Genomic DNA, 25,002 nt, shown 5'->3' with positions numbered 1-25,002 from the left:
TGGTTGTCACGCCGAGGCGCAACTTGCAGCGACCGTGGCGGCTAGACGTGAACCGCCACCATCGACCGCGGATCGCGCGCCGGCCATCGCCCGGCTTCGACCAGCGCGATGAACCGCTCCACCATCTCGTTGAACAGCGCCGGCTCTTCCAGATTGAGCACGTGGCCTGACTTCGGAAAGAACGAAAGTCCCGCCGCCGGCAGATGCTGCTTCAGGAACAGGCTCGGCCCGATGCAGTTGTCGTCCTCGTCGCCGCACAGGATCAGCGCCGGCGTCGGCACGCGCCGGATCGCATCCGTCATGGTGTAGATCGACGGTCGCTTGCCTTGAAAGCTGCGCATGGTGTTGGCCGAGCCCCTGGCATCATGCCGCGCCAGCGCGGCGTAGAAATCGGCGTGGCCGCGCGGGTCCTTCAGCAAAAATGGAATCCGGCTCGGCGCCTCACGCGTCACCTTGGCGACTTCAACCGATCCGATCGTTTCATACTGCTCGGCATTGGCGACGCATTGCGCGCGGAAGGCGTCGAGATGTTCGAGTGACGAGCCGGCGCCGACGGCGGCGAGTGTCATCGACAGGGCGCGCTCCGGCGCATTGAGGCCGACCTGCAGCGAGGAATAGGAGCCCATCGACAGGCCGACGAAATGCGCTTTGGCGATGCCGAGGTGATCGAGCACGGCGAGCGCGTCGGTGTAGAAATGCTCGTAGGTGTAGACCTCGGCCGAGGGCGGCACGTCGGATGGCGTATAGCCGCGTGCCGAATAGGCGATGCAGCGATGGCCGCGCGAGAAGTAGCGCATCTGCGGCTCCCAATTGGTGTGGTCGGCCGCAAATTCGTGCAGGAAGATGATTGGCGTTCCGCTTCCGGCCTCCTCGAAATGGAGGCGGACGCTATCCTTGGCGACGGCATAGGGCATTTCGGATTCCTCTCGATTTTCTTGTTTTTGCGTAACTTCCTTGCGCAGCCAATCCACAAAATTGCAATTAATTCTCGGGGCTGCAATGCGGCAGAATAGTTGCATTTTCGCCTTCGGATCGTCACGGAATCACCCCGGAATTGTTTCCTCTCCGCCACATAAAATCTTCCTCTCGTCACATCCCGCAACGCAAAACGCCGCCCGCGTTCGTTCGTAGACGAACGCAAAGTGTGGGAGTGTTAGAGGACCAAGTATGAGTCAGTTGTTTGCGTTTCGCCGGTCGCTTCGAGTAATTGCGCTGGCACTGTGTTCGGCTTCCATCATCGTATTCGTCTCTCCAGCTTCAGCACGGCCTCACCACGGCGCAGGGCGACATGCCCGGGCCCATCACGCCGGCCATCATGCGAAGCATCACTACGCATATCGCCACCATCGCCATGCTCTCAGGATGTCGCGCGGGGAGCGCAGGGTCGCGCGAGCGCATGCCGGCGGCTTTGCGGGCATCAACCCGAGCTTCATGGAAAGCAGTCCCCAGACGGTTGCACCTGGCGGTTTCGTCTCGTCCAACACAGTCAAGACAGAGCGCGCCGATCGCGCCGGCCGTCGTGCCCGGATCCGGCACGCCGCGCACGCATCGCGCTGGGAGCGCGCGGTCGCGAAAATGCACGCGCGTGGTCTTGCCGATGCCAACGCTAGCGTCACGCCGGGAACGAGCGTCGAATCCAATTCAACGGTAACGCCGACCAGCGGCGCAATGGCCTCAGGCTACACCTCGTCGAACGTCGTCGCCGAAGCACGGAAATATCTCGGCGGCAACCCGACGGGACGCGGCAGCCTGTGGTGCGCGCGGTTCATGAACATGGTTCTGCAGCATTCCGGTTATCGCGGCACCGGCTCGGACATGGCGAGCTCGTTCGCGAAATACGGCCAGCGCATTTCCGGCCCGCAGGTCGGCGCGATTGCGGTGATGTCGCGCGGCCGCCGCGGCGGTCATGTCGGCATCATCACCGGCGTCGACGCCAAGGGCAATCCGATCATGATCTCCGGCAACAGCGGCAACCGCGTCCGCGAGATGCCAGTCTCGCGCGGCCGGATCTACGCCTACGTCATGCCGACGAGCTGAGGCGGATTGCGTCGCGGCGCTTGTTCTCCTCGCCCGTTCCATGCGGGGCGAGGCTGCCTTCACGATGATGCTTGAAGGCAGGGTGAAGGCCGGGAAGACAGATACCTCGGCAGCCGGCGCTTTGCGCATAGCGCTGGGATGGTTGGGCAGTCCGCCCAGACCGCCCCAGTAAAGGCGCGGGCGCCGGTCGATTTATCTCGCTACTGTCGACGAATGGGCGCAGCATTCACAGCAGGCTGTCAGACAAGGAGGCCCGCTCATGAACGGCAACATATTCAACAGTAAGGGAACCCGCGTCGCTGTGGTGGTCGGTCCCGAAATTTTCGATCTTAGCGGCAAGAAGCTCTTTGACCTCAAGGGCAAGAACATCTACCGGCTATCCGGTGAATTGGTTGGTCATCTAAGTGACGCGAGCGGTTCGGCGAAGCGGCTCGACAAGGCGACCGATCGATTGTTCTCGTAATTGCGATGCCGGGCCGTATTAGTCTCCGGTTCAGCGGCTGGCGCGGGTTGCCTTAACCTGGACGAATGCCGCTTTGTTCGAGAAATCGATAGCTATTTGCGGGGAAAGGGCGCACGGTCGATACATGACCACGCGCTCGCGACGGGAAATGGTTCATTTCAAGCGTCCGTTCCATCTCAAGGGGGTCGGCCGGCTGTTGCCGCCTGGTGCTTATGAGGTCATCACCGACGAGGAAATGATCGAAGGTCTTTCATTTCAGAGCTTCCGCCGCGTCGCCACCATGATCATGGTCCCCGGCGCGGCGCCGCACCAAGCTTCGACGGAAATGATTTCGATCAGCTCGGTCGACCTTTCCGATGCGCAGCGCGACGACGCGATCGCATCTCGTGAGTGAAACCCCGGTCGATCTCGACAAGCACCGGGGCATGGCGGCGCAAAAGGCCACCGATATCCGCCGCGCGCTCGCCGACGTCGAGGCTAACGCAAAGCTGCAGCGGGACCGCCAGGCCGCCCTCGAGCTGCAGCTCCTGACCGTCCCGGCTGAGTCGTGGCCGGAAGCGGTCGCAAAGGCGCGGTACGTCCTGAATCTCTATGCGGCGGATTTGGCGCCGACCGACACGCATCACCGCGACCTCGTGGCCACCGTACTGGCCGACCTCACCCGCCTGGCTGGTGAAAGCTGACGTGGCGAATATTCCGGCTCGGCAGTCGAGCTTCTTGCCACGCACTCGAATTCCCTCGAACGCGCAACTGAAAGCACCGAATGCAAAATCTCTCGCCTCGTCACGTCAAGACTGAAGAATCGCTCCGCCTCGGTGTCGTTTCCGGATGGTACTCCACCAAAGTCAGCGGGACATTCGTCTCTGGCCCGCACGATTCCGAAGCCGAGTGCCTGCGCAGGATTGCGGAGATCGATCCTCAACCCGTTCGAAAGAAATGATGAGCATGAGAGCTGGCGGCTTGTCCCACCGATCCTTTTGCCGGTCTTCCTGGGGCTGCTCGCCCCGGCGTGGTGATTATCAATTGGTAGTCCGCTTCGCCTGAGGGATTTCGGCACAATAGAGGTAGAAACAAGATGAACGAACGCCATGAGATTTTGAAGAAGGCTCGGGACCGCATGATTGAGGATCGCGATGCACACGCAAAGGTGCTCGCCGCGCCGTTCGATCGCGACAAGGCGGAGCGCGCGCGGCTAAAATTCGTCGAGATACAGGGCTTGATAGACGCGATCGATCGTGCAATGGCCGGCGAACGGGCGACGTTTTAGGGACGCCGGCCCCAGTCTCGCGCGGCCGCATCTACGCCTACGTCATGCCGGCGAGCTGAGGCGCGGCTAAACGGTAGGGTGGGCAAATTCTACTGCGTCACACCCGTTCAAACCCTCATCCTGAGGAGCCCGCAGAGCGGGCGTCTCGAAGGATGTAGGCCACAGACGGGGCCTCATGGTTCGAGACGCGCTTCGCGCTCCTCACCATGAGGAACTTATGACGCAGGCGCGCGTGCGCCGTGCCCACCATCTATCGTCGAGCACGCTTCGTGATGGTGGGCACGCTAGCTTTGCCCACCCTACGGGTCTGCCCTCCGGTCGCTAATGTGTAATGCGGGGCGCGGCAGCGGCGTATGAACTACGCCACATCTCGGAAACCCGCCCCTTGTTGCGTATCCCTATGCCGCACTGGCTTCTCAGTTTCGTGAGGACGTTTCGTGGGAACTCTGGGACGTAACAGCAGGACCTTCCGACGAAGTCGTTTTCTCAGTCCGACGAAGACGCCTTGAAACAAACCAGTGGTTTGATGGCTGTCCCCAAACAACCGGAGAGACTCCCTGGGGCGAGGTTCAGGCTCACGCGAGATTTGCCTGAGGCGGTAGGTGTCGTCATGCGCGAAGATTTTGCTTCATCCAGTTTTCTTGCGGTTATCGTCGTCAGTTTGATTGTGGTTTGTACTGGCCTTCTAGCGCTTGGAATCTGAAATCCAGTTGGAGGCGACCCGTGCGTCGGCGCGACGCTGATGCGCGCCACGATTGAAGGCGACGCGAGCGCACGTCTCTCCCGCTGTTGCCTTCGGCAAACCGGCGCTTCTCTCCAGTCGCATCGACGTTGATGATGAGATCGCCGCCGCACGTCGTGGCTGTCTGCAAGACGACGTGCGCGTATTGAACGATTTCAGGGATATTCCGATCGATCGCGCAGTCTGGAGCAATTCTAGCAACCGCCCATCGAACTCCGAAGATGCCTGCGCTAGAGCGGGGCATCAAAAATCCTACCGGCCAAGCCGGCAGACTTCGGGGTATCTAAGGGTGACACCAACAGCATTTCATTCGTTTTCCGCCACTCGACTTCAACTGATGCGAATGATCTGCCTCGGGGCAGTCAGCAGTTTCACCCTCTTCCTGCCGACGGGCGCTGCGCTGGCGCAGTCGTCACTGCCGCCGGTCACCGTGGACGCGCCGCAGCAGCGCGCGCGCCCAGCCGCGGCCCAACCATCCCGCCGTGCTGCGAACACGCGCGCGACGCGCGTCACTCGCGCCGCCGCCAACCCGCAAGCGGCGGCGCCTGCGGCCGTGTCAGGCCCCGGCGCCGGCGAACGCGCCAATGGTCCCGTGCGCGGCTTTGTCGCAACCCGCACCGGCACCGCGACCAAGACCGACACGCCGATCATCGAAACCCCGCAGTCGATTTCCGTCGTCACCACAGACCAGGTCAAAAACCAGGGCGCGGAATCGGTCGGCGCGGCGCTGCGCTACACGGCGGGCGTCAGCGGCGACGTCAACGGCGGCTCCGACACGCGTTGCGGCGGCCTGCAGATCCGCAGTTTCGACATGACCATGCCGGGCCTTTATCTCGACGGCCTGCGGCTGCCCAGCAGCAACTACGTGCACTTTCTCTGCCTCGATCCCTACGGCGCCGAGCGTCTGGAAGTGCTGAGGGGGCCGTCCTCCGTGATGTATGGCGGCAGCGGCACCGGCGGCATTCTCAACTATGTCAGCAAGCTGCCCACGGCCCATCAGTTCGGCGAGATCTCCGTCTCGGGCGGCAGCTTCAATCGTTATCAAGGCGAATTTGACGTTGGCGGCCCCGCCAACAAGGAAGGCACCGTATTGTGGCGCCTGACCGGCGTCGTCCGCGACGGCGAAACCCAGGTCGATTTCACCAAGGACAACCGCGTCTTCATCGCGCCGGCGCTGACGATCAAGCCGAACGAAGACACCACCATCACGCTGCTGGCCAACTATCAAAAGGACACCACGGGGTGGGGCCTGCAATTCCTGCCGGCATCGGGCACGGCGTTTGCCAATAACGGCCGCTACATCCGGAATACGTTTTTCGGCGGCGAACCCAATTTCAACCGGTTTGATACCGAACTGGCCACAGCCGGGTATTTGCTCTCGCACGACATCAACGAGGCGCTCACGTTCCGGCAGAACCTGCGTTATGCGTGGATGCACAACGAACAGCAGAGCTTCTACGGCATGGGCTACGCCTCCGCGGCCGACGAAGCCGCGGGACTGATGTCACGCTATGGCGCAGGCGGTGCATCGACCATCAACTCCTTCGCTGTCGATAACCAGCTGCAGGGTAAGTTCGTCACCGGCATCCTGAGCCACACCACGTTGTTCGGCATCGACTACCGCAACACCTCGTTCCGGGACGCCGCTTCAGGGTACAGCACCGGCAAGATCAACGTATTTGCGCCTGTCTACACCAACACATGGACCAATGACGGCCCGTACGACGACAAGGACATCAAGCAGTCGCAGATGGGGTTCTACGCGCAGGACCAGATCAAACTCGGCCGGCTCTCGTTCTTGCTGGGCGGCCGGCAGGATTTCGCGACGACCGATCTCGACGACCGTTTCAACAAGTCTTTCGCCACGACCAATGCTTCGGCATTCACCCGTCGCGCCGCCGTGATGTACAATTTCGACAACGGTATCGCGCCGTATTTCAGCTACGCCGAATCATTCCTGCCGGTGCTCAACACCAACGCCGCGGGCGAGCTGCTGAAGCCGGAAACCGGCGTTCAGTATGAAGTCGGCGTGAAGTATCAGCCGGTCGGAATCAATGCGCTGATCACTTTGGCGGCGTTCGATCTGACGCGGTCCAATGTCGTCACCTTCGCACCTCCGTCGTACTTCGCCGAGCAGAGAGGGCAGGTGAACTCGCGCGGCATCGAGCTCGAAGGCACGGCCACGCTGATCGAAGGTTTCAACGTTCGCGGCGCCTACTCCTACATCGATGCCGTGGTCACGGAGGACCCCGTAAACGTCGGCAAGGCGCCGACCACCGTGCCGCTCAACCGGTTCGCGCTGTGGACCGATTACACGGTGCAGGGTGGCTCGCTCGCCGGCGTCCAGGTCGGTGGCGGCGTCCGTTATGTCGGCTCAACCTTCGGCGACGATGCCAACACCTTCAAGGTGCCGGCATCGACGGCGGTCGACGCGCTGCTGGCCTACACCAAAGACAACTATCGCCTGGCGCTGAACGTCACCAACATCGCCGACACCCGCTATGTCGCGGCCTGCTACGGCTACACCAGCTGCTTCTATGCCGAAGGCCGCAAGGCGATCGCCAAGCTGACCTATCGATGGTAGGTCTGCCGCGAAATGCGACGTATACATCACCGCCGGTCAAATCGACCGGCGGTGATGATGTTTGCTAATTGAGGCACCAACAGCACGGGCGAAGCCATGAAATCGATCTTCGGGCGACTGCATCGCTGGGCCGGCCTTCTCACCGCCGGCTTTCTGTTTTTTTCCGGCATCACCGGTGCGATCATCTCGTGGGATCACGAGATCGACGACCTCCTGAACGCGCATCTGTTCGACGTGACCAGCAGCGGTCCTGCGATTCCTTCCGTCGAGCTGGTCAAGCTGATCGAGCAGCGCGATCCGCGCGCGCGCGTCGTCCACATGTTCATGACCCCGGAGAAAGACCATTCGCTGTGGTTCTTCGTGCTGCCGCGGATCGATCCCGCGACCGGCAAGCGATTTGAGCTCGACTACAATCAGATCTTCCTCGATCCCAACACCGGCGCCGAACTCGGGCGGCGCCATTGGGGTGCGGTGTGGCCGGTGACGCGCGCCAACTTCGTCTCGTTCCTCTACAAGCTGCACTATACCATGCACATTCCGGAGTTCTGGGGCAGCGATCGCTGGGGGATGCGCGTGCTTGGCGTCATCGCGATCATCTGGACCATCGATTGCTTCGTCGGTTTTTATCTCACGCTGCCGTCGCGTCGCCGCGCCAGGGCTGAGCGGGCGCCTGCCGTTGCGCGCGAACTCGGCCGAGGCTTCTGGGCGCGCTGGGCGCCAGCCTGGAAGATCAAGACCTCGGGCAGTGCCTATCGAATAAATTTCGATATCCACCGCGCTTTCAGCCTGTGGACCTGGGCGCTGCTGTTCGTCATCGCCTTCACGGCGTTCTCGCTCAACCTGTATTTCGAGGTATTCTCGCCGCTGATGAAGACGGTATCGAACTACACCCCGACGCCGTATGAGCAGCGTCCCTATCGGCACCTCGACGATCCGATCGAACCCAAGGTCACGTATGCCGACATCGCCGCGCGCGCCGCGGCCGACGGCAAGAGCAGGGGGTGGACCACGCCTGTCGGTTCGATCAACTACGGCCCGGCGCACGGCGTGTATGCAGCGGCCTTCTTCCATCCCGGCGACGATCATGGCGCCGGCGGCGTCGGTCCGGCGCAGCTTTATTACGACAGCGAGGATGGACGCCCGATCGGCGAGCGACTGCCGTGGGTCGGCACCGCCGCGGATATCTTCGTGCAGGCGCAATTCCCGCTGCATTCCGGACGCATCGTCGGACTGCCCGGCCGCATCCTGATCTCGGTGATGGGGCTGGTGGTTGCGGCGCTATCGGTGACCGGCGTCGTGATCTGGTGGCGCAAGCGCCGTGCCCGTGTCCGGGTGCGCGAAACCGCTGCAGCACGCTCGAGCAGAGGCCAGCTTGCACCGGCGGAGTAGCTCTATCGCGCGTCGTCATCGACGTGCAGCAGGTGTTGCTTACCCTCCCCTGGAGGGGGAGGGTCGGTTCGCATGAGCGTAGCGAAATGCGAAACGGGGTGGGGTGATCTCTCCTCACGGGCACTGTTGGATGTGGAGAGACCGTCACCCCACCCCGCCGCTCATTGCATGAGCGTCGACCCTCCCCCTCCAGGGGAGGGTGATCAAAGCCGCGGCCGTCACAATTGTCGGTGAGCGCTTTGCTCACCCGACGACTTCTGTGACTTTGTCTGTGACTGCCTCTGACGGGCAAATCACTTCTGATTTTCAGAAATCGTGTCAAGCCCGGGAATCAAAAATATTCCGCTTCACACGAGGGGCAAATCAGTCGCATAACTCCGTCCGTCTCACCCATTGAGGGTGCGCTCGCGATCGTCACGACCGTGCGGTGAGATGCGATGGACGCGGAATGCGCAAGACGTAGGCGCAGGATCCGCCTTCGCTAAAGCTTCGGCGGACCGGTACCAAACTCGGCGAAGCCTCTTGGCGAAGACGGGAGCGTACGGCGAAGTCGTGTGGTTCGGGCGCCGCGGTGCTGGCGTTAAGTCTGCGGGAATTATCCCGTCGGCGACGGAGGCAAAAGAGCCGTTCTCCGGGAAGAGCACGAAGTAAGCCGTAAAGCCATTGCGCAGGGAAGGCCGGGATGCTCCCGCTGTACCTGTATGCTCGTGTGCGTGTTCTTTATACGCAATGGCACACGAGACCGCGGGTGCAGCAAGCACCCGGTCTTCCCTGCGCCCTCAGAACAAGAGGGCGTGAAGTTGAGAGTAAACCTCGGGCGCAATGCGTCGCGAGAATGTCGCCTCATATTCCGTTGTCGTCACCCGCGAAGGCGGGTGACCCAGTATTCCAGAGACAGCAGTGATTGAACCGATAAGCCGCGGCGTACTGGATCCCCGCCGGAGCCTGTCATCGGGCGCGCATTCGCGCGACCCGTTGGCGGGGATGACAGTCGAGTGTTGCGTCGCTATCTCCACGTCATTGCGAGCGGAGCGAAGCAATCCAGCTATCCCCGAGCCGAGATGTGGATTGCGTCGCTGCGCTCGCAATGACGCGGATAGGCCGCGGCGTACTCCCGCATGCGGAGTATGGTGGACGTACTCGCAAATGACGGCAGACGCCCTACAACAACTCCGCCTGCTCCGCCGCGATCGCATCGCCAGTGCTGATGCTGCCGCCGGTGATCACCTCGGCATAGATCCCGCAATCGCCGTGGCCGAGCTGGCGCTGCAGCGCCGGGGGAATCGCGAGATCGCGTTCGGCCGTATCGGGATCGACATTGACGGCGGCGCAGCGGACGATGCGTTTCACCACCTTCAGCCTGCTGTCGCCGATCGCAAGCGTCCGGTCGAGCAGGTCGAATTCGTGCCAGGCCGGCCAGCCCTCGACATAGAGATTGGCGCGGAAGCGAAGCGGATGGACCGGGGCGCCGACGATGTCTTCGATGGCGCGGACGCTGGCAAGGTTGATGATCGAAACGACCTTGCGGGCGACGTCCGAAAAACTGTGGCCGGGGCTTTCCAGCACCTTCGGCGGGCCCTTGATATGGCCGGCAAAGGTGGTGGCAAAGAAGTTCTCGATTGTCCGCCGGCCCTCGGCAGTCGTGAGGTCGCCCTGGGCTGCAATCTCGCCGTTCCGGCGGATCGAGAGGACGTTGCTGGCGTCGTCGAAATGGGTGTGCAGGCCTGCCAGCCACTCATCCCGCATCAGCATCAGGAAGTGCGGCTTCGGCAGCCATTTCGGCTCCGCCGGGTCGAAACCGGAGGGGCCGTTCTCGATGGCGTAGCGGCGGTCAGCCAAAAGGGTTTGCCCGGGCTTGAGCTCGGCGCGGTCGAGCTGCTCCGGGGTCAGGCCTTTGACGGGGTAACGGTAAATCCCGGCGATCCGGGCGGGGGAGGTCGTGTCCATGCGGCTTATTAAGAGATTCCCCCGACTCGCGCCACAACTCCGAATTTATGGCTGCGGCTCTTCCGTTTTGCCCGGCAGTGCCCACATTTGCGTCAAGCCTGAAAACAGGGCGACGACCCGCGGTCGGTTGAGGAATATCAACGCGGTCCGCGGATACCCAATGAAGATGCCGTAATCATGCCACGCGTGACCCGCGAAAGTGTGTGCGGTTTCGCGTCAAGGTCACGCGCCAAACATAAATGGGGCGCGATCGGACGCAAAACCGGTTTCCACTTTTGCTGATCGCGCCCCGGGTGGGAGCGGCATGCCGAGGGAAGCAAAAGATGAATATTGAAAAATACACCGAGCGGGCGCGCGGCTTCATCCAGTCTGCGCAATCGCTCGCCATGCGCGATGGGCACCAGCAGTTCTCGACGCTGCATGTGCTGAAAGTGCTGCTGGACGACAGCGAGGGGCTTGCCGGCGGTCTGATCGACCGCGCGGGCGGTAATTCCCGCGCCATCCTCAAGGCCACCGAGGACGCGCTGAAGAAGCTGCCGAAAGTCTCGGGCAGCGGCGCCGGGCAGATTTATCTTGCCCCCGATATGGCGCGCGCCTTCGACGCGGCGGAAAAAGCGGCCGAGAAGGCCGGCGACAGCTTCGTCACGGTCGAGCGGCTGCTGTTGGGGCTGACGCTCGAGAAGAGCGGCGAGGCCGGTACCATTCTGAGCAAGGGCGGCGTCACGCCGCAAAACCTCAATGCGGCAATCGAATCGCTGCGCAAGGGCCGTACAGCCGATAGCGCATCGGCCGAAAACGCCTATGACGCGCTGAAGAAATACGCCCGCGACCTCACGCAAGCCGCGCGCGACGGCAAGCTCGACCCAGTTATTGGCCGGGACGAGGAAATCCGCCGCACCATCCAGGTGCTTTCCCGCCGCACCAAGAACAATCCGGTGCTGATCGGCGAACCTGGCGTCGGCAAGACCGCGATTGTCGAAGGCCTGGCGCTGCGTATCCTCAACGGCGACGTGCCCGAAAGCCTGAAAGACAAGAAACTGCTCTCGCTCGACATGGGCGCGCTGATTGCAGGCGCCAAGTACCGCGGCGAGTTCGAGGAGCGGTTGAAGGCGGTGCTGCAGGAAGTTACCTCAGCCGAAGGCTCGATCATCCTGTTCATCGACGAGATGCATACGCTGGTCGGCGCCGGCAAGGCGGACGGCGCGATGGACGCGTCCAACCTCTTGAAGCCGGCATTGGCGCGCGGCGAGTTGCACTGCATCGGCGCGACCACGCTCGACGAATTTCGCAAGCATGTCGAGAAGGACGCCGCGCTGGCGCGGCGCTTCCAGCCGATCTTCGTCTCCGAGCCGACGGTCGAGGATACCATCTCGATCCTGCGTGGGCTGAAGGACAAATACGAGCAGCACCACGGCGTTCGCATCACCGATTCCGCGCTTGTCGCCGCGACCACGCTGTCGAACCGCTACATCACCGATCGTTTCCTGCCCGATAAGGCCATCGACCTCGTGGATGAGGCCTCGGCGCGGCTGAAGATGCAGGTCGATTCCAAGCCGGAAGAGCTCGATTTGATGGACCGGGAAATCATCCGGCTGAAGATCGAGCAGGAGGCCCTGAAGAAGGAAACCGATCTCGGCTCGAAAACCCGCCTGCAGACGCTGGAAAAGGAACTGGCCGAACTCGAGAAGCAATCGGCCGACCTGACTTCGCGCTGGAGCGCGGAGAAGAACAAGCTGTCGAACGCGCAGAAGCTGAAGAGCGAACTCGACACCTTGCGCATCGAACTCGCCAATGCCCAGCGCCGCGGCGAATTCCAGCGTGCGGGTGAGCTCGCCTATGGCCGAATTCCCGAACTCGAAAAGAAGCTCGCCGAACTCGAAGCCAAGGAAGACGTGGGCGAGATGATGGAGGAGGCGGTAACCGCCAACCACATCGCGCAGGTGGTGTCGCGCTGGACCGGCGTTCCCGTCGACAAGATGCTGGAAGGCGAAAAGGACAAGCTCCTGAAAATGGAGAACCAACTCGGCAAGCGCGTAGTCGGCCAGGCCGAAGCCGTGCGTGCGGTGGCAACCGCCGTGCGCCGATCGCGCGCCGGCCTGCAGGACCCGAACCGCCCGATGGGCTCGTTCATGTTCTTGGGCCCGACCGGCGTCGGCAAGACCGAACTGACGAAGGCGCTGGCGGAGTACCTGTTCAACGACGAGACCGCGATGGTCCGCCTCGACATGTCCGAGTTCATGGAAAAGCACTCGGTGTCACGGCTGATCGGCGCGCCTCCCGGCTATGTCGGCTATGACGAGGGCGGGGCGCTCACCGAAGCGGTGCGGCGGCGGCCCTATCAGGTCGTGCTCTTCGACGAGATCGAAAAGGCGCATCCCGACGTCTTCAACGTGCTGCTGCAGGTGCTCGACGACGGCCGGCTGACCGACGGCCAGGGTCGCACCGTCGACTTCCGCAACACGCTGATCATCATGACCTCGAACCTCGGTTCGGAGTTTTTGGTGAACCAGCCGGAAGGCGAGGACACAATAGCGGTGCGCGAACAGGTGATGGGGATGGTGCGGGCGCATTTCCGGCCCGAATTCCTCAACCGCGTCGACGAGATCATCCTGTTCCACCGCTTGCAGAAGAGCGAGATGGGCCGGATCGTCGAGATCCAGTTCGCTCGCCTGCAGAGGCTCCTGGAGGATCGCAAGATCACGCTGACGCTGGATGCAGCGGCGCGCGACTGGCTGGCCGCCAAGGGTTGGGATCCGGCCTATGGCGCGCGGCCGCTGAAGCGTGTGATCCAGCGCAACCTGCAGGACCCGTTGGCCGAGATGATCCTCGCCGGCGAGATCGCCGACGGCGACCGCGTCGTGATCTCGAGCGAAGGCAACGTGCTGACCTTCAACGGCAATGCCGCGCAAACCGCGGAGATCGCCCAGTTCGAAGCGCCGGTGCCGAAGCGCAAGCTGAATTGAGCCTCACCAACGCAAAAGCCCCGAGCACGCAATGTTCGGGGCCTTTGGCCAAGGAGCCTGTGGCTGCGTCATTCCGTTGAACTGACGGCGGGCCCCGGCTCACCGGGATCATCGTCCTCGGGCTCGAGCTCCGTCAATATATCCACGAGTTCGCGGACCCGGCCGGTCGCTAGCGGCCGGCCCGCATTCAGCATCGGCTCGTCATTGGCCATCCAGGCTTGAGCCTCCGCCAGCTCATCTACTGTGGCGCCGGTTCCGATGATCTGGGCGATCGTGACTTCGTCAGCCCCGCTGACTGCCTTGATGATGTCGTCCCGGGTAATGCGGTTCATTGCTGCTCATCCCCTTCACGTCGCGCCAACAACCGCCCGCCGCATGCTCGCGGCGGGCGGTACGAGGGCAAGGCGCCTCAGCGGCCCGTAGTAAGCCGCGGCGGGTATTGCGTCATGAGCCAGATTTCGATGGCCGCCAGCACCGCCACGGCAGCGCCGATCAACACGTGCACCGTCATCGCCGTGGTCCCCTGGAAGCCCAGTACCCAAGGCGATACCAGCGCCCACAGTCCGACGATCAGGTTCAGCCACTCCTCCCACACCGCGAACGCTGCCAGCGCCGCTATCGCAATGATCGCGATTACGAGACCCGTGAGATAGGCGTTGGTGGAAACCGTTCCGGCGTCAAAGCCGAACATCCAGGGCGAAAAGAACAATATCGCGCCGAGGACCAGGTTCGCGACGTCGCACAATTTTGCGTTGCTCCAGTTCTCCATGGCATCCTCCATTGAAGATTTTGCCAATTAGTCAACCGGGTAACGGCCGTTCGGGTTCCATCGGGGCTGCGGCTGAATGTAAATTAATGAAACCGCCGGGCGGCGCTGCGATTGCCCTTGCAGGTAATGGGCGTCGGCTACTGCCGGGAGCATCGGCCCAGAGTAACCCAGAGACAGGGTTCCCTCCGATGACGAAAGAAATAGTCCTGCACAACAGACCCGTCTTCGATCAGATCCACCCCACCATCTATGGAGCCGCCGTCGGGCTTGTGGCGTGGTTTGCGGCAGCGGCCTGGATACTGTTCGACCGCCAGAGTGACATCGGACTCCTGTTGGCCATGGTCAGCGTATTGTTGCTGGTTGCCGTCCTGCTTCCGTGGTCGCTGTCGCTGGTCTGGAAGAGGCACGCGAAGCCACATCAACCGCACTCCGACGAGACCTCATTTCATGATTGGAGAATTGGCGACTTCGCGGTCTGGGACAGCAAGATCCATGGTACGCACGCGGCAATCGACATGCTGCTGCCGCTGGCCTCCGTTGCCTTCGGACTTACGGCGATAGGAATAGTTTTCCTGATCAGCACTCGCGCGGCGCCGTAGAGTTGCCTCTCGGGGCGGCGCTTTCCCTGGCGATCGATCTAGACAGTGCGCCGGGGCATCGCTGTTGGCCCGCGGAGCAACGGATCATGCCGCTCAGGAGATCGTCCCCCTTGGTACCGCGTTCTCCGTCGCAGCAAACAGGCCGCATAATACCGCAACCTCAGCGCGCGCTGCGGCGCTGCATCAAAAGAGAGTGTTGTTTAAAAGAGACACGTATCGCGTGATCTCGCAAGGGCTGTGAGATTCTCCTTGAACAACTTCGGACCCGGTCCCCACAATCTCTAACGGGGAGTTAAGGGGGTGCGTGCGATGCGTAATACTTTGCTGCACATTAATTTGCTGTGTTCTATTGCTTTATCGATATTGCTAGCCGGTTGCCTTCCTTCCACGCGTACGCCTGAGCGGCTGTACCCTATTGTGGACGAGATGAACGTTGTGAGGGCGACGCAAGAAGAGCTGGTTAGACAGTACAACATGTATGTCTTTTCAGCCCCTGTCCAAGCGAAGCTTATTCGGAATGAAATTATCGCGCAGCGAATGTATGCGATCGACGTCCAATACACCCAGTATGAGACGGCTCTTACTCGTGAGGGGCAGGAAGTCGGGTTTGGTGCACTGACCACCGCCGGCGCGCTCGGTACAGCCTCAACCCTATTTACGCCAGTCGTCACCAAGTCCGTTCTGAGCGGACTCTCCACTGCCGTCCTTTCAACGAAGGGCTATTACGAGAGCGAGATACTCGTCGCGCAAACAATCAGGACAATTCAAAAGCAGATGCGTGCGAGCCGAAATCAAATCGCATCAAGCATATCTGCCAAGATCGTTCAGAGCGTTAGCGAGTACCCGCTCTCTGCTGCGTTGTCGGACCTTGAAGAATACTACGCCGCCGGAACGTTGACGAGCGGAGTCATCGACACGTCAACCACGGTGGGCATAAGAGAAGCTACCAGCAGGGAAATAAAGGAGGCCGTCACCCAAGCTCCTCCAGCTCAGCGAGCGGCAATTCTTGAGCAGGCGAGCACTCCCGCGCCAGTGGTCTCAACGAGAGTCGTCTTTACGCAGCCGACTGACATCACTGCGCGAATTCGTGCGTTTTCTAATGCCAATTCGAAGAATCAAGCAGCCGTGGAAGCTTGGTTGGCCAAGAACGGAGTCGACATGCCGATTGCTTTCTTCTTGCGATCGTCAAACCGCGAACTTCAGCAAAGGATGGTTCGTGAATTAGGAATTCCGTAGTTATTGAGGGGAAGAAGATAATGGCGACATTCATTATGCCTGATATCCCGGAAGATGCACTTCCGGATGTTCTTTCCGATCTGGCCCGGCAACCGCAGTTTCAGGTCGTCAAACAGACCAGGCAACCGAACGGGCTGTTTACGTTAGAAGTTGCGAAGGTGCCTGTTCCTGTGGCCGGCCAAGCTAGTCTGGGTGGAGGCACAGGTGGCAATGCAGGTCGACCGGCGAGCGGTGCCGGAGATCCGCCCGTCGGCATTTCTGGCGCAATTGTCCGTTTTCCGACGGGTCCGTTCCGGCGACCTAGTGGCCCGCTCGTGATGGCACTGCAACTTGCCCTGATTAAAGCGGGACAGGCAATGGAGCCAGACGGCGAGTTCGGCAGAATTACATGCGATGCGTTAAGACGCTGGCAGGCGGGACAGGGGTTGCCGCAAAGCAACTCGATCGATGCTCAGCAATGGCAAACTCTGACGGGGCTGCCAGCCCCATCACTGTTCGACGTCTGCGTCAATTTGGTTTCCGATTTTGAAGGCACCGGATTCGATCGAGTCGTTGGCAATTTCGACGGAGCTGGTATCACATTTGGGTTAATTGGATTTACGCTCGTTAACGGCGAGATCAGGAGACTACTGTCGACGATCGAGACGCTGCGTCCCGGCAGCGTCGCGACAACATTTGGAGCGCTCCATTCCGAGTTGATGTCCGTTTTGGCTCTCTCGAAAGCAGAGCAGCAACGTTGGGCGGATGGAATTTCTCTTGGCTCCGCAAAAATGGAAGTTGCGAAACCTTGGAGAGATGCGTTCCAGCGGATAGGTCAGTTGCCGGAGGCGAGGCGGGCCCAAATGGAGCGCGCTTACTCAGTCTATTGGAAGGCCGCTCAACAACACATCACTGACTTTATGGCCGGAAAACCCGTGGTCGACCTGGATGCCGGGCTTTGGTTCGATGTGGCGGTTCAAAACTCGCTGGATCAGGAGGAACGAAGCGGACTTGAGAGGATAGGTTCATCTGCTAGGGTCGGAGGCGCGCTGCGCGAGGCATTTGCGACAACAATTGCAGAAGGGAGCGCTCCCAGATGGCGCAAGGACGTCTTGGCGCGCAAAATGACTTATGCAGTTGGACAAGGTACCGTTCACAGCTCGGATTATCAGCTTTCGGACTGGGGTCTTACCGGCGCTCAACGGAGTCCTGAGCAGATAGCCTCACCCTCGACAATAGTTCAAATATTGGGGGCTGGGGTGTCCGCCGCAAGCGAGGTCATCTTCGCTCCGGACGAAGAAGCTGGCGAAGCGGCCAGCATGACTGGTCCGGCTGTTATTCCAGTGGTGTCGGATGCTGCTGCGGCCACTGTTGTGAGCCCGCATGCGGGCTGGGCGCTCTATACCAAGTTCGTCGGCTTCGTGGCCACTTTAGGACTGCGGCACTTCGTGGCTGATGAACTCTTGTTCCTGGGTAACCAAAACGGTGCGGGATCCTGCAAGGGTCTAAACGAATATCCGCCAGAAATCCTTTGGCGCAACATTGCGCCAACGGTAGCGGTGCTCGACAAGTTGCGCGAAGAACTTGGGGCGCCGATGCATTTCCTCAGCCTTTATCGAGCGCCTGCGTACAATCGATGCATTGACGGGTCAGCCACAAATAGTTTTCACATGCGCTACCAGGCCATCGACTTTGTCTGCGACGTCGGTCGCCCCAGCATCTGGGCCGGAAAACTGAGAGAATACAGAAGCAGAGGTGTATTTTCCGGAGGTATCGGTGTGTATAGTTCGTTCGTTCATTGCGACACAAGGGGTGTGAACAGGGATTGGACGGGATAGCGGAACATTGCGATGCGATGCGTGTCGCAAAACCCCTACTTCCTCACCACCTTGTAAATCGCGTTCTCGATATCCGACGAGAAGTAGATTACCCCCGTTGCGCCGACGCCGACGCCGGTCGGGATGTTGCTCGGCAGGCCGCCGGGCGCGGCGGGGAGGCCGATCGGGAGGTTGCCGGCGATTTCGGTGACGGCGCCGTTGCCTGGATCGATTTGCACGATGCGTTTCGCGCCGACTTCGGCCACGATCAGCTTGCCATCGGGCGCGACTGCGATGCCCTCTGGGCCCTTCAGGTCCTTGGCGACCACCGTTTTCTCGCCGTTGGCTTCGACCTTCGAGACCAGTCCGGCAAAAGCTTCGGTCAGATAGACCGTGTCGCCCGATCCGGCGGCGAGGCCGACCGGGCCTTCGAGGTTACCGATCACCACGGTACGGTCCTTGCCGTGTTCGCCGCTGGCGCGGACCAGCGATTTGCTGCCGAGCTCGTTGACGAGGATAGAGCCGTCACCGAGCTTGACGGCGTCGTGCGGCGCCTTGAAGCCGTGCAGCATCTCCTTGGTCTTGCCGGTCTTGCGGTCGATCAGTTGCACCGTGCCGGTGAACCAGCTTGACAGCAGCACGTCGTCGCCCTTGGCGGTGGCGCTCATCGGATATTCCAGCGTCACGCCGTCGGCATGCATGCGCGCCGGTTCGGAGACTTCGCCGGTCGCGCCGTCCACGGTGCGGTAGGCGAATACGTCGGCGATGTAGATCGTATCCTTTGCCCCGTCGGAGACGACGCCGATGCCGCCGGGCAGCGCCACCTTGCCTGATATGACCTGCTTCGCCGCGCCGGTCTCGGGATCGACCTCCTGGATGCCGTTGTCGGCCATGTTGGAGACGAAGATGCGGTCTTTGTCGTCGATCGCGAGATTGTCCAGCGAGGGCTTGAGTTGGGCAACCATCTTCTTCGCGCCGGTCTTCGGATCGACCCGCACCAATTGGCCGAGCGCGGTATCGACCACCCAGAGATTGCCCCTGGAATCGAAGTTGACCGCGGCCGGAATCTTGAAGCCGTCGGCGACCACGGAGAGTTCGGCCTTGTCGACGTCGACCCTGGCGACCTGGCCCTTGAACCATAGAGGACCATACAGTCTGTCGTCCGGTCCGAATTCAAAGCCGTTGAGACCGCCCATCTTCTCCATGATCTTGCGCGGCGGCTTTGCGCCCTCGACATCGATCTCATAGAGCGCATCGCCCAAAAATACCTGCGTCGCGTACAGCCGCCCGTCCTTGCGGAAGGCGAGCGAGTTGATGCCGGGCAGGCCGGAGGCAAGTTTCTTCACCGGGCCATCGCCCTTGCGCGAATAGAGATCGCCGGTGAGGAAGGCGGTCCATGCCATGGTGCCGTCGGGCGCAAACGCAATGTCGTCGGACATGCCTTCGGGGGAGGGGACCGCAATCTTCGCCGTGCCGTTCGCGCGATCGACCTCATAGAGCGCGGCGCCCGCGACGCTACCGGCGAACAGGCGGCCGGACTTGTCGATGCCTAGCCCGTGCACGCCGTGGAACGCAGAGCCTGGAACCAGCTTGATGACCTCATAGGTCTGCGCCGATGCGCCGGCCGCGTATCCAAAAGCGATCGCCGCAACACTCGCTGCGAGTGCAAGCCTGCTCGTCATGACGCTACCTCCCACGGATTTTTGTGGAGGTAGTATTTGTCGCGGCGGGGGGTTTGGCAAACGAAACCGTCGGGCGCAGCCGCTGCCATAGATCCGGCACGCGGCGTGAGAAGCCCTGCCGGCCTTGCAGATATACTATCGAAGGCTCAGCGGCTGACCTGGCGCGTCTGCGGCGTGGTGCCGGTGGCTTCGGAAACCCGCGCCGAGTTGCCGCGGTTGCTCATCTGGGCGTCGAGACGGTCCCGCTCCTTTTCGAAGCTCGCCAGCATTGAGCCTTCGAGCGAACGGCCGCGCGGCAGCTTGACGCGCATCGGGTCGACGAAGCGGCCATTGACCTTGATTTCATAGTGAACATGCGCGCCGGTCGACATGCCGGTCGATCCAACGAAGCCGATTACCTGGCCTTGCCGCACCCGCTTGCCGGGCTCCATGCCCTTGGCATAGGCCGACATGTGACCGTAGGCGGTCTCGTAGCCGTTATTGTGTTTCAGAAGAACATATTTGCCGTAGCCGCCCTCCCAGCCGACCTTCTCGACCACGCCGTTGCCGGAGGCGAAGATCGGCGTGCCGTAGGGGGTCGCCCAGTCCACGCCGGTGTGCATCTTGGTGTAGCCCAGGATCGGGTGGCGGCGGCCGCCGAAGCCCGAACGCATGATGGCGTTGTTGACAGGTTTGCGGACCAGGAACTTCTTCGCGCTTTTGCCGGTCTCGTCGTAAAAATCGACGACGGAGTCGTCGGGGGTCTGGAAGCGATAGTATTTTTTGGTCTCGCCGCCGACGGTGAGGGACGCGAACAGCACCTCGGTCTTTTCGGTGGTGGGGGTGGCTTCGTCGTCGCCGGCGAAGAACACGTCGAAGGAATCGCCCGGCTGCACCTTGCGCTGGAAATCGATGTCGTAGGAATAGATGCGGACCATGTCCTCGATCACGGCGGCCGGCACCTTGTTGCGCATGGCGGTCTCGTAGATGCTCTGGTAGAGCCGGACGCCGCTGCCATCATCCTCGTCGTCATCGTCGTCATCTTTGCCGGCGGGGGCTTCAGCGACGGTATTCATGCTCTGCACGTCGACCGCGACATATTTACCGACGTCCGACAGCGCGGCCACGGCTTCGACGGTGGTGTCGTTAGCGACGATCACGCGATAGGGCTGCAGCCGGGCGGCGGGGCCGAGGCCCGAGGGCGCCATCAGGATGCGCAGCTTCTGGCCTTCCTTCAGGCCGCCGTCGCGGCCGCGGGCGCCAAGGGTCAGCGCGATCGCCCTGGCTTCATCGGGCGTCGCGCCCTGGTCGCGCAGGATCGAAGCGACGCTGTCGCCCTTCTTCACGATGTGAACGCGTTCGCCGGTGGGGTTGCCGCCGGTGATCTGGTCCTTGGTCTTCGGCAGCAGGGTGACATTTTCCGGCACGATGCGGGTTTCAAAGCCGGCATAGGGATCGGAGACGTTGCCTTCGGTGGCATAGGCGAGCTTGAGATCGGACTGCACGCCGCTGGCGTCGGCGGCTGCATTGGCAAGCGCCGTGTAGCGGACGCCGCCCGAGCCGCGCCAGTTCGCGGCATCCCGCACCCGCATCAGGACTTCGTCCAGCGCGACCACGGCGGAGACTTTCGCCTTCGGCAGCACCGTTGCGAGATCCTTGGTCACGAAGGAAACCTCGGCGTCGGGTTCGACCGCCTCGGGATTGTTCGGATCCTCGGAAGCCGGCTGAGTCGGGCTGCCGACATCGGTGAGCATGCGCTGCGCGTTGAACGGCGGGATCTTGGCGGCGAGATCGCTCGTCGTCATCGATAGATTGCCGGAGATGCGAACGAATGGCCGCACCCGCATCACGTCGCGGTTCCCGACGCGGGTAACCGTCGATACCCGCATCACATTGCGCGAGGCGGTGGATTCGCCGGGCGGCGGCAGGCGGTCGCTCTTGTGCAGGGTGGCAGTGCGGTCATTGGCGCCGAATGCCCCGCGCAACGCGCCTTCGACGCGCTCTGGCACCTTGGCAAAGGTCATTTCGCCGTCGAGGGACGCAAAAACGGCGCCGCCGGATGAGGGCCGCGCCGCACAGACCGGTCAGGATAGTGCCGCTGAACCATTGTACAGAGACACGGCGGCGATCGATCACCGCGGCTTCGGAGCCATCGACGGAAAGTGGCGGCTCGTGACCGAGATCAATGATCCCGATCTCGCGTCCATAGCCGCTTCCGCGTGGCGCCCTCTGGCTCAACCCTGTATCCCCCCAAATTCCATCAACATCCGACAAGACCTCGCCCGATCCAGACCCCACGTTTCCGCCCTTTTGAGGGAGCGATTCGGAGCATGGCGTTGCCGCACGCATGGAAATTCGGGAATCAGAGGCCAGAAGAAGACCGGCCGCAGTCTCGAACGTCAATGGTCAGCAGATCTCTCGAAGTTTCCTGGCCGCGTGGGAAAGGCGACGGGTTCCTCGAGACCGCCTGTCCCGGGTAGATGAACACCGGGCAGCCCCCACTGGCATCCGGTGATTCAATGCTTACCTTATAGTCAGAACGTCGCAGGATTGTGGCTCAAGTGCGGCCAAAGGCCCGAAACATAGGGACTTCTTGGCGTCCCAAAATTCTTCGACGTGATGCGACAATTTGTTGACGAAGGGCGTTGACAACCCCGATCGGGCGGGCCTATAACCCGGCCACTGAGCGCGGCGATGCATTGGCCTCGAGGCCAAGGCATCTATTCGCGCCCCGTAAGCTCCTCATTACGATGAGTGACTCAACAGCCGATACCAGTCGGTTGTTAATTGTCGTCGGATGGGTGGCTACGGAACCTTCCAGAGATGGAAGGGTGGGATCCCCAGCGGTCCCGGGCTGTTTGACAAGTGAAGATGAAGAAAGAGAAACGTGGACGGCGGAGTCCTTGCGAGTCTCGATCGCTTGAATACGCAAGTATTGAAGCATTGAGGCTGGACGAAAGACTTCGGCGGTACACGTTTTAAAGGTTACACCATCGTCGTCAGCGATGTGAATCGCGGGCGATAAATATGGTGGGACCTCGTCAAACGTTGTGATCAGCCGGTTCAAGGTTTCAAGTCCAACTTGAGAGTTTGATCCTGGCTCAGAGCGAACGCTGGCGGCAGGCTTAACACATGCAAGTCGAGCGGGCGTAGCAATACGTCAGCGGCAGACGGGTGAGTAACGCGTGGGAACGTACCTTTTGGTTCGGAACAACCCAGGGAAACTTGGGCTAATACCGGATAAGCCCTTACGGGGAAAGATTTATCGCCGAAAGATCGGCCCGCGTCTGATTAGCTAGTTGGTGAGGTAATGGCTCACCAAGGCGACGATCAGTAGCTGGTCTGAGAGGATGATCAGCCACATTGGGACTGAGACACGGCCCAAACTCCTACGGGAGGCAGCAGTGGGGAATATTGGACAATGGGCGCAAGCCTGATCCAGCCATGCCGCGTGAGTGATGAAGGCCCTAGGGTTGTAAAGCTCTTTTGTGCGGGAAGATAATGACGGTACCGCAAGAATAAGCCCCGGCTAACTTCGTGCCAGCAGCCGCGGTAATACGAAGGGGGCTAGCGTTGCTCGGAATCACTGGGCGTAAAGGGTGCGTAGGCGGGTCTTTAAGTCAGGGGTGAAATCCTGGAGCTCAACTCCAGAACTGCCTTTGATACTGAAGATCTTGAGTTCGGGAGAGGTGAGTGGAACTGCGAGTGTAGAGGTGAAATTCGTAGATATTCGCAAGAACACCAGTGGCGAAGGCGGCTCACTGGCCCGATACTGACGCTGAGGCACGAAAGCGTGGGGAGCAAACAGGATTAGATACCCTGGTAGTCCACGCCGTAAACGATGAATGCCAGCCGTTAGTGGGTTTACTCACTAGTGGCGCAGCTAACGCTTTAAGCATTCCGCCTGGGGAGTACGGTCGCAAGATTAAAACTCAAAGGAATTGACGGGGGCCCGCACAAGCGGTGGAGCATGTGGTTTAATTCGACGCAACGCGCAGAACCTTACCAGCCCTTGACATCCCGGTCGCGGACTCCAGAGACGGAGTTCTTCAGTTCGGCTGGACCGGAGACAGGTGCTGCATGGCTGTCGTCAGCTCGTGTCGTGAGATGTTGGGTTAAGTCCCGCAACGAGCGCAACCCCCGTCCTTAGTTGCTACCATTTAGTTGAGCACTCTAAGGAGACTGCCGGTGATAAGCCGCGAGGAAGGTGGGGATGACGTCAAGTCCTCATGGCCCTTACGGGCTGGGCTACACACGTGCTACAATGGCGGTGACAATGGGATGCTAAGGGGTGACCCTTCGCAAATCTCAAAAAGCCGTCTCAGTTCGGATTGGGCTCTGCAACTCGAGCCCATGAAGTTGGAATCGCTAGTAATCGTGGATCAGCACGCCACGGTGAATACGTTCCCGGGCCTTGTACACACCGCCCGTCACACCATGGGAGTTGGTTTTACCTGAAGACGGTGCGCTAACCGAAAGGGGGCAGCCGGCCACGGTAGGGTCAGCGACTGGGGTGAAGTCGTAACAAGGTAGCCGTAGGGGAACCTGCGGCTGGATCACCTCCTTTCTAAGGATGATCCTTCAGATAGCTTGCTATCTATCGGATCGTTTTAGAAACATCAGTGGCCAACAATCGTCAGGATTGTTGAGCTGCATTGGCGGGATTTCGCCGTCTTCGTTTCTCTTTCTTCGCGGACGAACACGCGCCAGGGGCTTAGCGCTTGTGCGATGCATTTGGCGTGAGCCGATTGCGCGCGAGCTGGAGTCCTTCGTGTTAGGGGCTTGTAGCTCAGTTGGTTAGAGCGCGCGCTTGATAAGCGTGAGGTCGGAAGTTCAAGTCTTCCCAGGCCCACCACTTTGATCGAGTGCGGAGCATTCGTCTTCTGGTACGGGGCCATAGCTCAGCTGGGAGAGCGCGTGCTTTGCAAGCATGAGGTCGTCGGTTCGATCCCGTCTGGCTCCACCAGATGAAATCGAAGATCGAGAATGCCTCGAATAATCGTCCGCGAAACATCACTTCGCACGCGCTTGTCCGGATGGACTGCGACGTGCGTGATATCTGACATCGTAAAGAGGAGATCGATCCGAGTTTGGGATCTGCAAAGCAATTTGCGGGCTCTCATTCATAATCTCCAGGTCATTTCGGCGCTCGTTCATCGCAAGATGATCGGGTTGTAAATGACCTTTTTAGCGAAGCTTGACCGCCTCGCTATCGGTTCGATCTTACGAAGCAAGCTGGTCTTTCTAATCAGTGTCCGGCTGTTGCAATCGCATTCATCGAGGATGCGTGCCTTCAATGGCTGTTGCGCAGACAACATTCTGCCGAGTGTGTGGACATTGATAATGAGAGCAATCAAGTGCCTTAAGGGTGTTCGGTGGATGCCTTGGCGCTGAGAGGCGATGAAGGACGTGCTACGCTGCGATAAGCCGTGGGGAGCTGCGAAGAAGCTTTGATCCACGGATTTCCGAATGGGGAAACCCACCTTCGATAGCTGGAACTCCAAGATCTCTATCTTGGGGTTCATACAGCAATGTGTGAGACCAAGCCG

16 protein-coding genes, 2 tRNA genes, 2 rRNA genes and 1 pseudogene (1 of these 21 running past the window's edge) are annotated in these 25,002 nt (G+C 60.8%); 15 read left to right on the top strand and 6 right to left on the bottom strand.

Features of this window, described 5'->3' with window-relative positions; genetic code table 11:
• Positions 1-41: 41 nt before the first annotated feature.
• A complete protein-coding gene (locus V1292_RS04110; RefSeq protein WP_334370472.1) occupies positions 42-914 on the bottom strand; it encodes an alpha/beta fold hydrolase in 873 nt (290 codons plus the stop codon).
• A 253-nt stretch (positions 915-1,167) separates the two neighbouring features.
• On the opposite strand from V1292_RS04110, the gene V1292_RS04105 reads away from it, so the two are divergent.
• The 7 genes from V1292_RS04105 (at position 1,168) to fsrB (ending at position 8,482) form a co-directional block, all read left to right on the top strand.
• On the top strand, positions 1,168-2,037 hold the full coding sequence (locus V1292_RS04105) for a TIGR02594 family protein (RefSeq protein WP_334370471.1): 870 nt from the start codon (positions 1,168-1,170) through the stop codon (positions 2,035-2,037).
• Positions 2,038-2,296: 259 nt separating this feature from the next.
• Positions 2,297-2,500, top strand: a complete 204-nt coding sequence (locus V1292_RS04100; RefSeq protein WP_334366533.1) for a hypothetical protein — start codon at positions 2,297-2,299, stop codon at positions 2,498-2,500.
• Positions 2,501-2,624: 124 nt separating this feature from the next.
• On the top strand, positions 2,625-2,894 hold the full coding sequence (locus V1292_RS04095) for a hypothetical protein (protein WP_334370469.1): 270 nt from the start codon (positions 2,625-2,627) through the stop codon (positions 2,892-2,894).
• Complete coding sequence (locus V1292_RS04090) at positions 2,887-3,183, top strand: hypothetical protein (protein WP_057842871.1); 297 nt, start codon at positions 2,887-2,889, stop codon at positions 3,181-3,183. Before V1292_RS04095 ends, V1292_RS04090 begins: the two co-directional genes overlap by 8 nt.
• Before the next feature lie 392 nt (positions 3,184-3,575).
• On the top strand, positions 3,576-3,767 hold the full coding sequence (locus V1292_RS04085; RefSeq protein WP_334370468.1) for a hypothetical protein: 192 nt from the start codon (positions 3,576-3,578) through the stop codon (positions 3,765-3,767).
• Between the two features lie 1,085 nt (positions 3,768-4,852).
• The gene (locus V1292_RS04080) at positions 4,853-7,093 is read left to right on the top strand and encodes a TonB-dependent siderophore receptor (RefSeq protein WP_334376935.1); all 2,241 of its coding nucleotides are present in this window, start codon (positions 4,853-4,855) and stop codon (positions 7,091-7,093) included.
• A 96-nt stretch (positions 7,094-7,189) separates the two neighbouring features.
• A complete protein-coding gene (gene fsrB, locus V1292_RS04075; RefSeq protein WP_334370467.1) occupies positions 7,190-8,482 on the top strand; it encodes a siderophore utilization protein FsrB in 1,293 nt (430 codons plus the stop codon).
• A 1,161-nt stretch (positions 8,483-9,643) separates the two neighbouring features.
• Here the strand turns inward: fsrB and V1292_RS04070 are convergent.
• A complete protein-coding gene (locus V1292_RS04070; protein ID WP_334370465.1) occupies positions 9,644-10,429 on the bottom strand; it encodes an MOSC domain-containing protein in 786 nt (261 codons plus the stop codon).
• A 323-nt stretch (positions 10,430-10,752) separates the two neighbouring features.
• Between V1292_RS04070 and clpB the strand changes: the two genes are divergently transcribed.
• Positions 10,753-13,392 (top strand): ATP-dependent chaperone ClpB, encoded by a 2,640-nt coding sequence (clpB, locus tag V1292_RS04065; protein WP_334370463.1) that lies wholly within the window; start codon positions 10,753-10,755, stop codon positions 13,390-13,392.
• 68 nt (positions 13,393-13,460) lie between these two features.
• Here the strand turns inward: clpB and V1292_RS04060 are convergent, their stop codons facing one another.
• Positions 13,461-13,724: a hypothetical protein gene (locus tag V1292_RS04060; RefSeq protein WP_334370461.1), complete on the bottom strand. Its 264-nt coding sequence runs from the start codon at positions 13,722-13,724 to the stop codon at positions 13,461-13,463.
• Positions 13,725-13,801: 77 nt separating this feature from the next.
• Positions 13,802-14,161: an SPW repeat protein gene (locus V1292_RS04055; RefSeq protein WP_334370459.1), complete on the bottom strand. Its 360-nt coding sequence runs from the start codon at positions 14,159-14,161 to the stop codon at positions 13,802-13,804.
• A 188-nt stretch (positions 14,162-14,349) separates the two neighbouring features.
• Here V1292_RS04055 and V1292_RS04050 point away from each other — a divergent pair, with 188 nt between their 5' ends.
• From V1292_RS04050 to V1292_RS04040, 3 genes are all read left to right on the top strand, one after another.
• A complete protein-coding gene (locus V1292_RS04050; RefSeq protein ID WP_334370457.1) occupies positions 14,350-14,760 on the top strand; it encodes a hypothetical protein in 411 nt (136 codons plus the stop codon).
• A gap of 309 nt (positions 14,761-15,069) precedes the next feature.
• Complete coding sequence (locus V1292_RS04045; protein ID WP_334370455.1) at positions 15,070-15,996, top strand: hypothetical protein; 927 nt, start codon at positions 15,070-15,072, stop codon at positions 15,994-15,996.
• A 20-nt stretch (positions 15,997-16,016) separates the two neighbouring features.
• The gene (locus V1292_RS04040; protein WP_334370453.1) at positions 16,017-17,813 is read left to right on the top strand and encodes a D-Ala-D-Ala carboxypeptidase family metallohydrolase; all 1,797 of its coding nucleotides are present in this window, start codon (positions 16,017-16,019) and stop codon (positions 17,811-17,813) included.
• Positions 17,814-17,848: 35 nt separating this feature from the next.
• Here V1292_RS04040 and V1292_RS04035 read toward each other — a convergent pair whose 3' ends face one another.
• The gene (locus V1292_RS04035) at positions 17,849-19,474 is read right to left on the bottom strand and encodes a hypothetical protein (protein WP_334370452.1); all 1,626 of its coding nucleotides are present in this window, start codon (positions 19,472-19,474) and stop codon (positions 17,849-17,851) included.
• A gap of 146 nt (positions 19,475-19,620) precedes the next feature.
• Positions 19,621-21,691: pseudogene (locus V1292_RS04030) on the bottom strand (peptidoglycan DD-metalloendopeptidase family protein).
• An 840-nt stretch (positions 21,692-22,531) separates the two neighbouring features.
• Here V1292_RS04030 and V1292_RS04025 point away from each other — a divergent pair.
• The 4 genes from V1292_RS04025 to V1292_RS04010 all read left to right on the top strand — a co-directional run.
• A 16S ribosomal RNA gene (locus V1292_RS04025) occupies positions 22,532-24,020 on the top strand.
• Between the two features lie 211 nt (positions 24,021-24,231).
• Positions 24,232-24,308 (top strand) — tRNA-Ile (locus tag V1292_RS04020).
• Between the two features lie 35 nt (positions 24,309-24,343).
• Positions 24,344-24,419: transfer RNA gene (locus V1292_RS04015), tRNA-Ala, on the top strand.
• 385 nt (positions 24,420-24,804) lie between these two features.
• Positions 24,805-25,002: ribosomal RNA gene (locus V1292_RS04010) — 23S ribosomal RNA — on the top strand; it runs 2,646 nt beyond the window's last position.
• The 16S and 23S rRNA genes sit together here with 2 tRNA genes alongside, the layout of an rRNA operon.

The sequence above is a fragment of the Bradyrhizobium sp. AZCC 1719 genome, from assembly GCF_036924525.1.
Taxonomy (GTDB): Bacteria; Pseudomonadota; Alphaproteobacteria; order Rhizobiales; family Xanthobacteraceae; genus Bradyrhizobium.
Note: the sequence above shows the minus strand (reverse complement) of the source record. Positions and strands in the feature narration are given on the sequence as shown.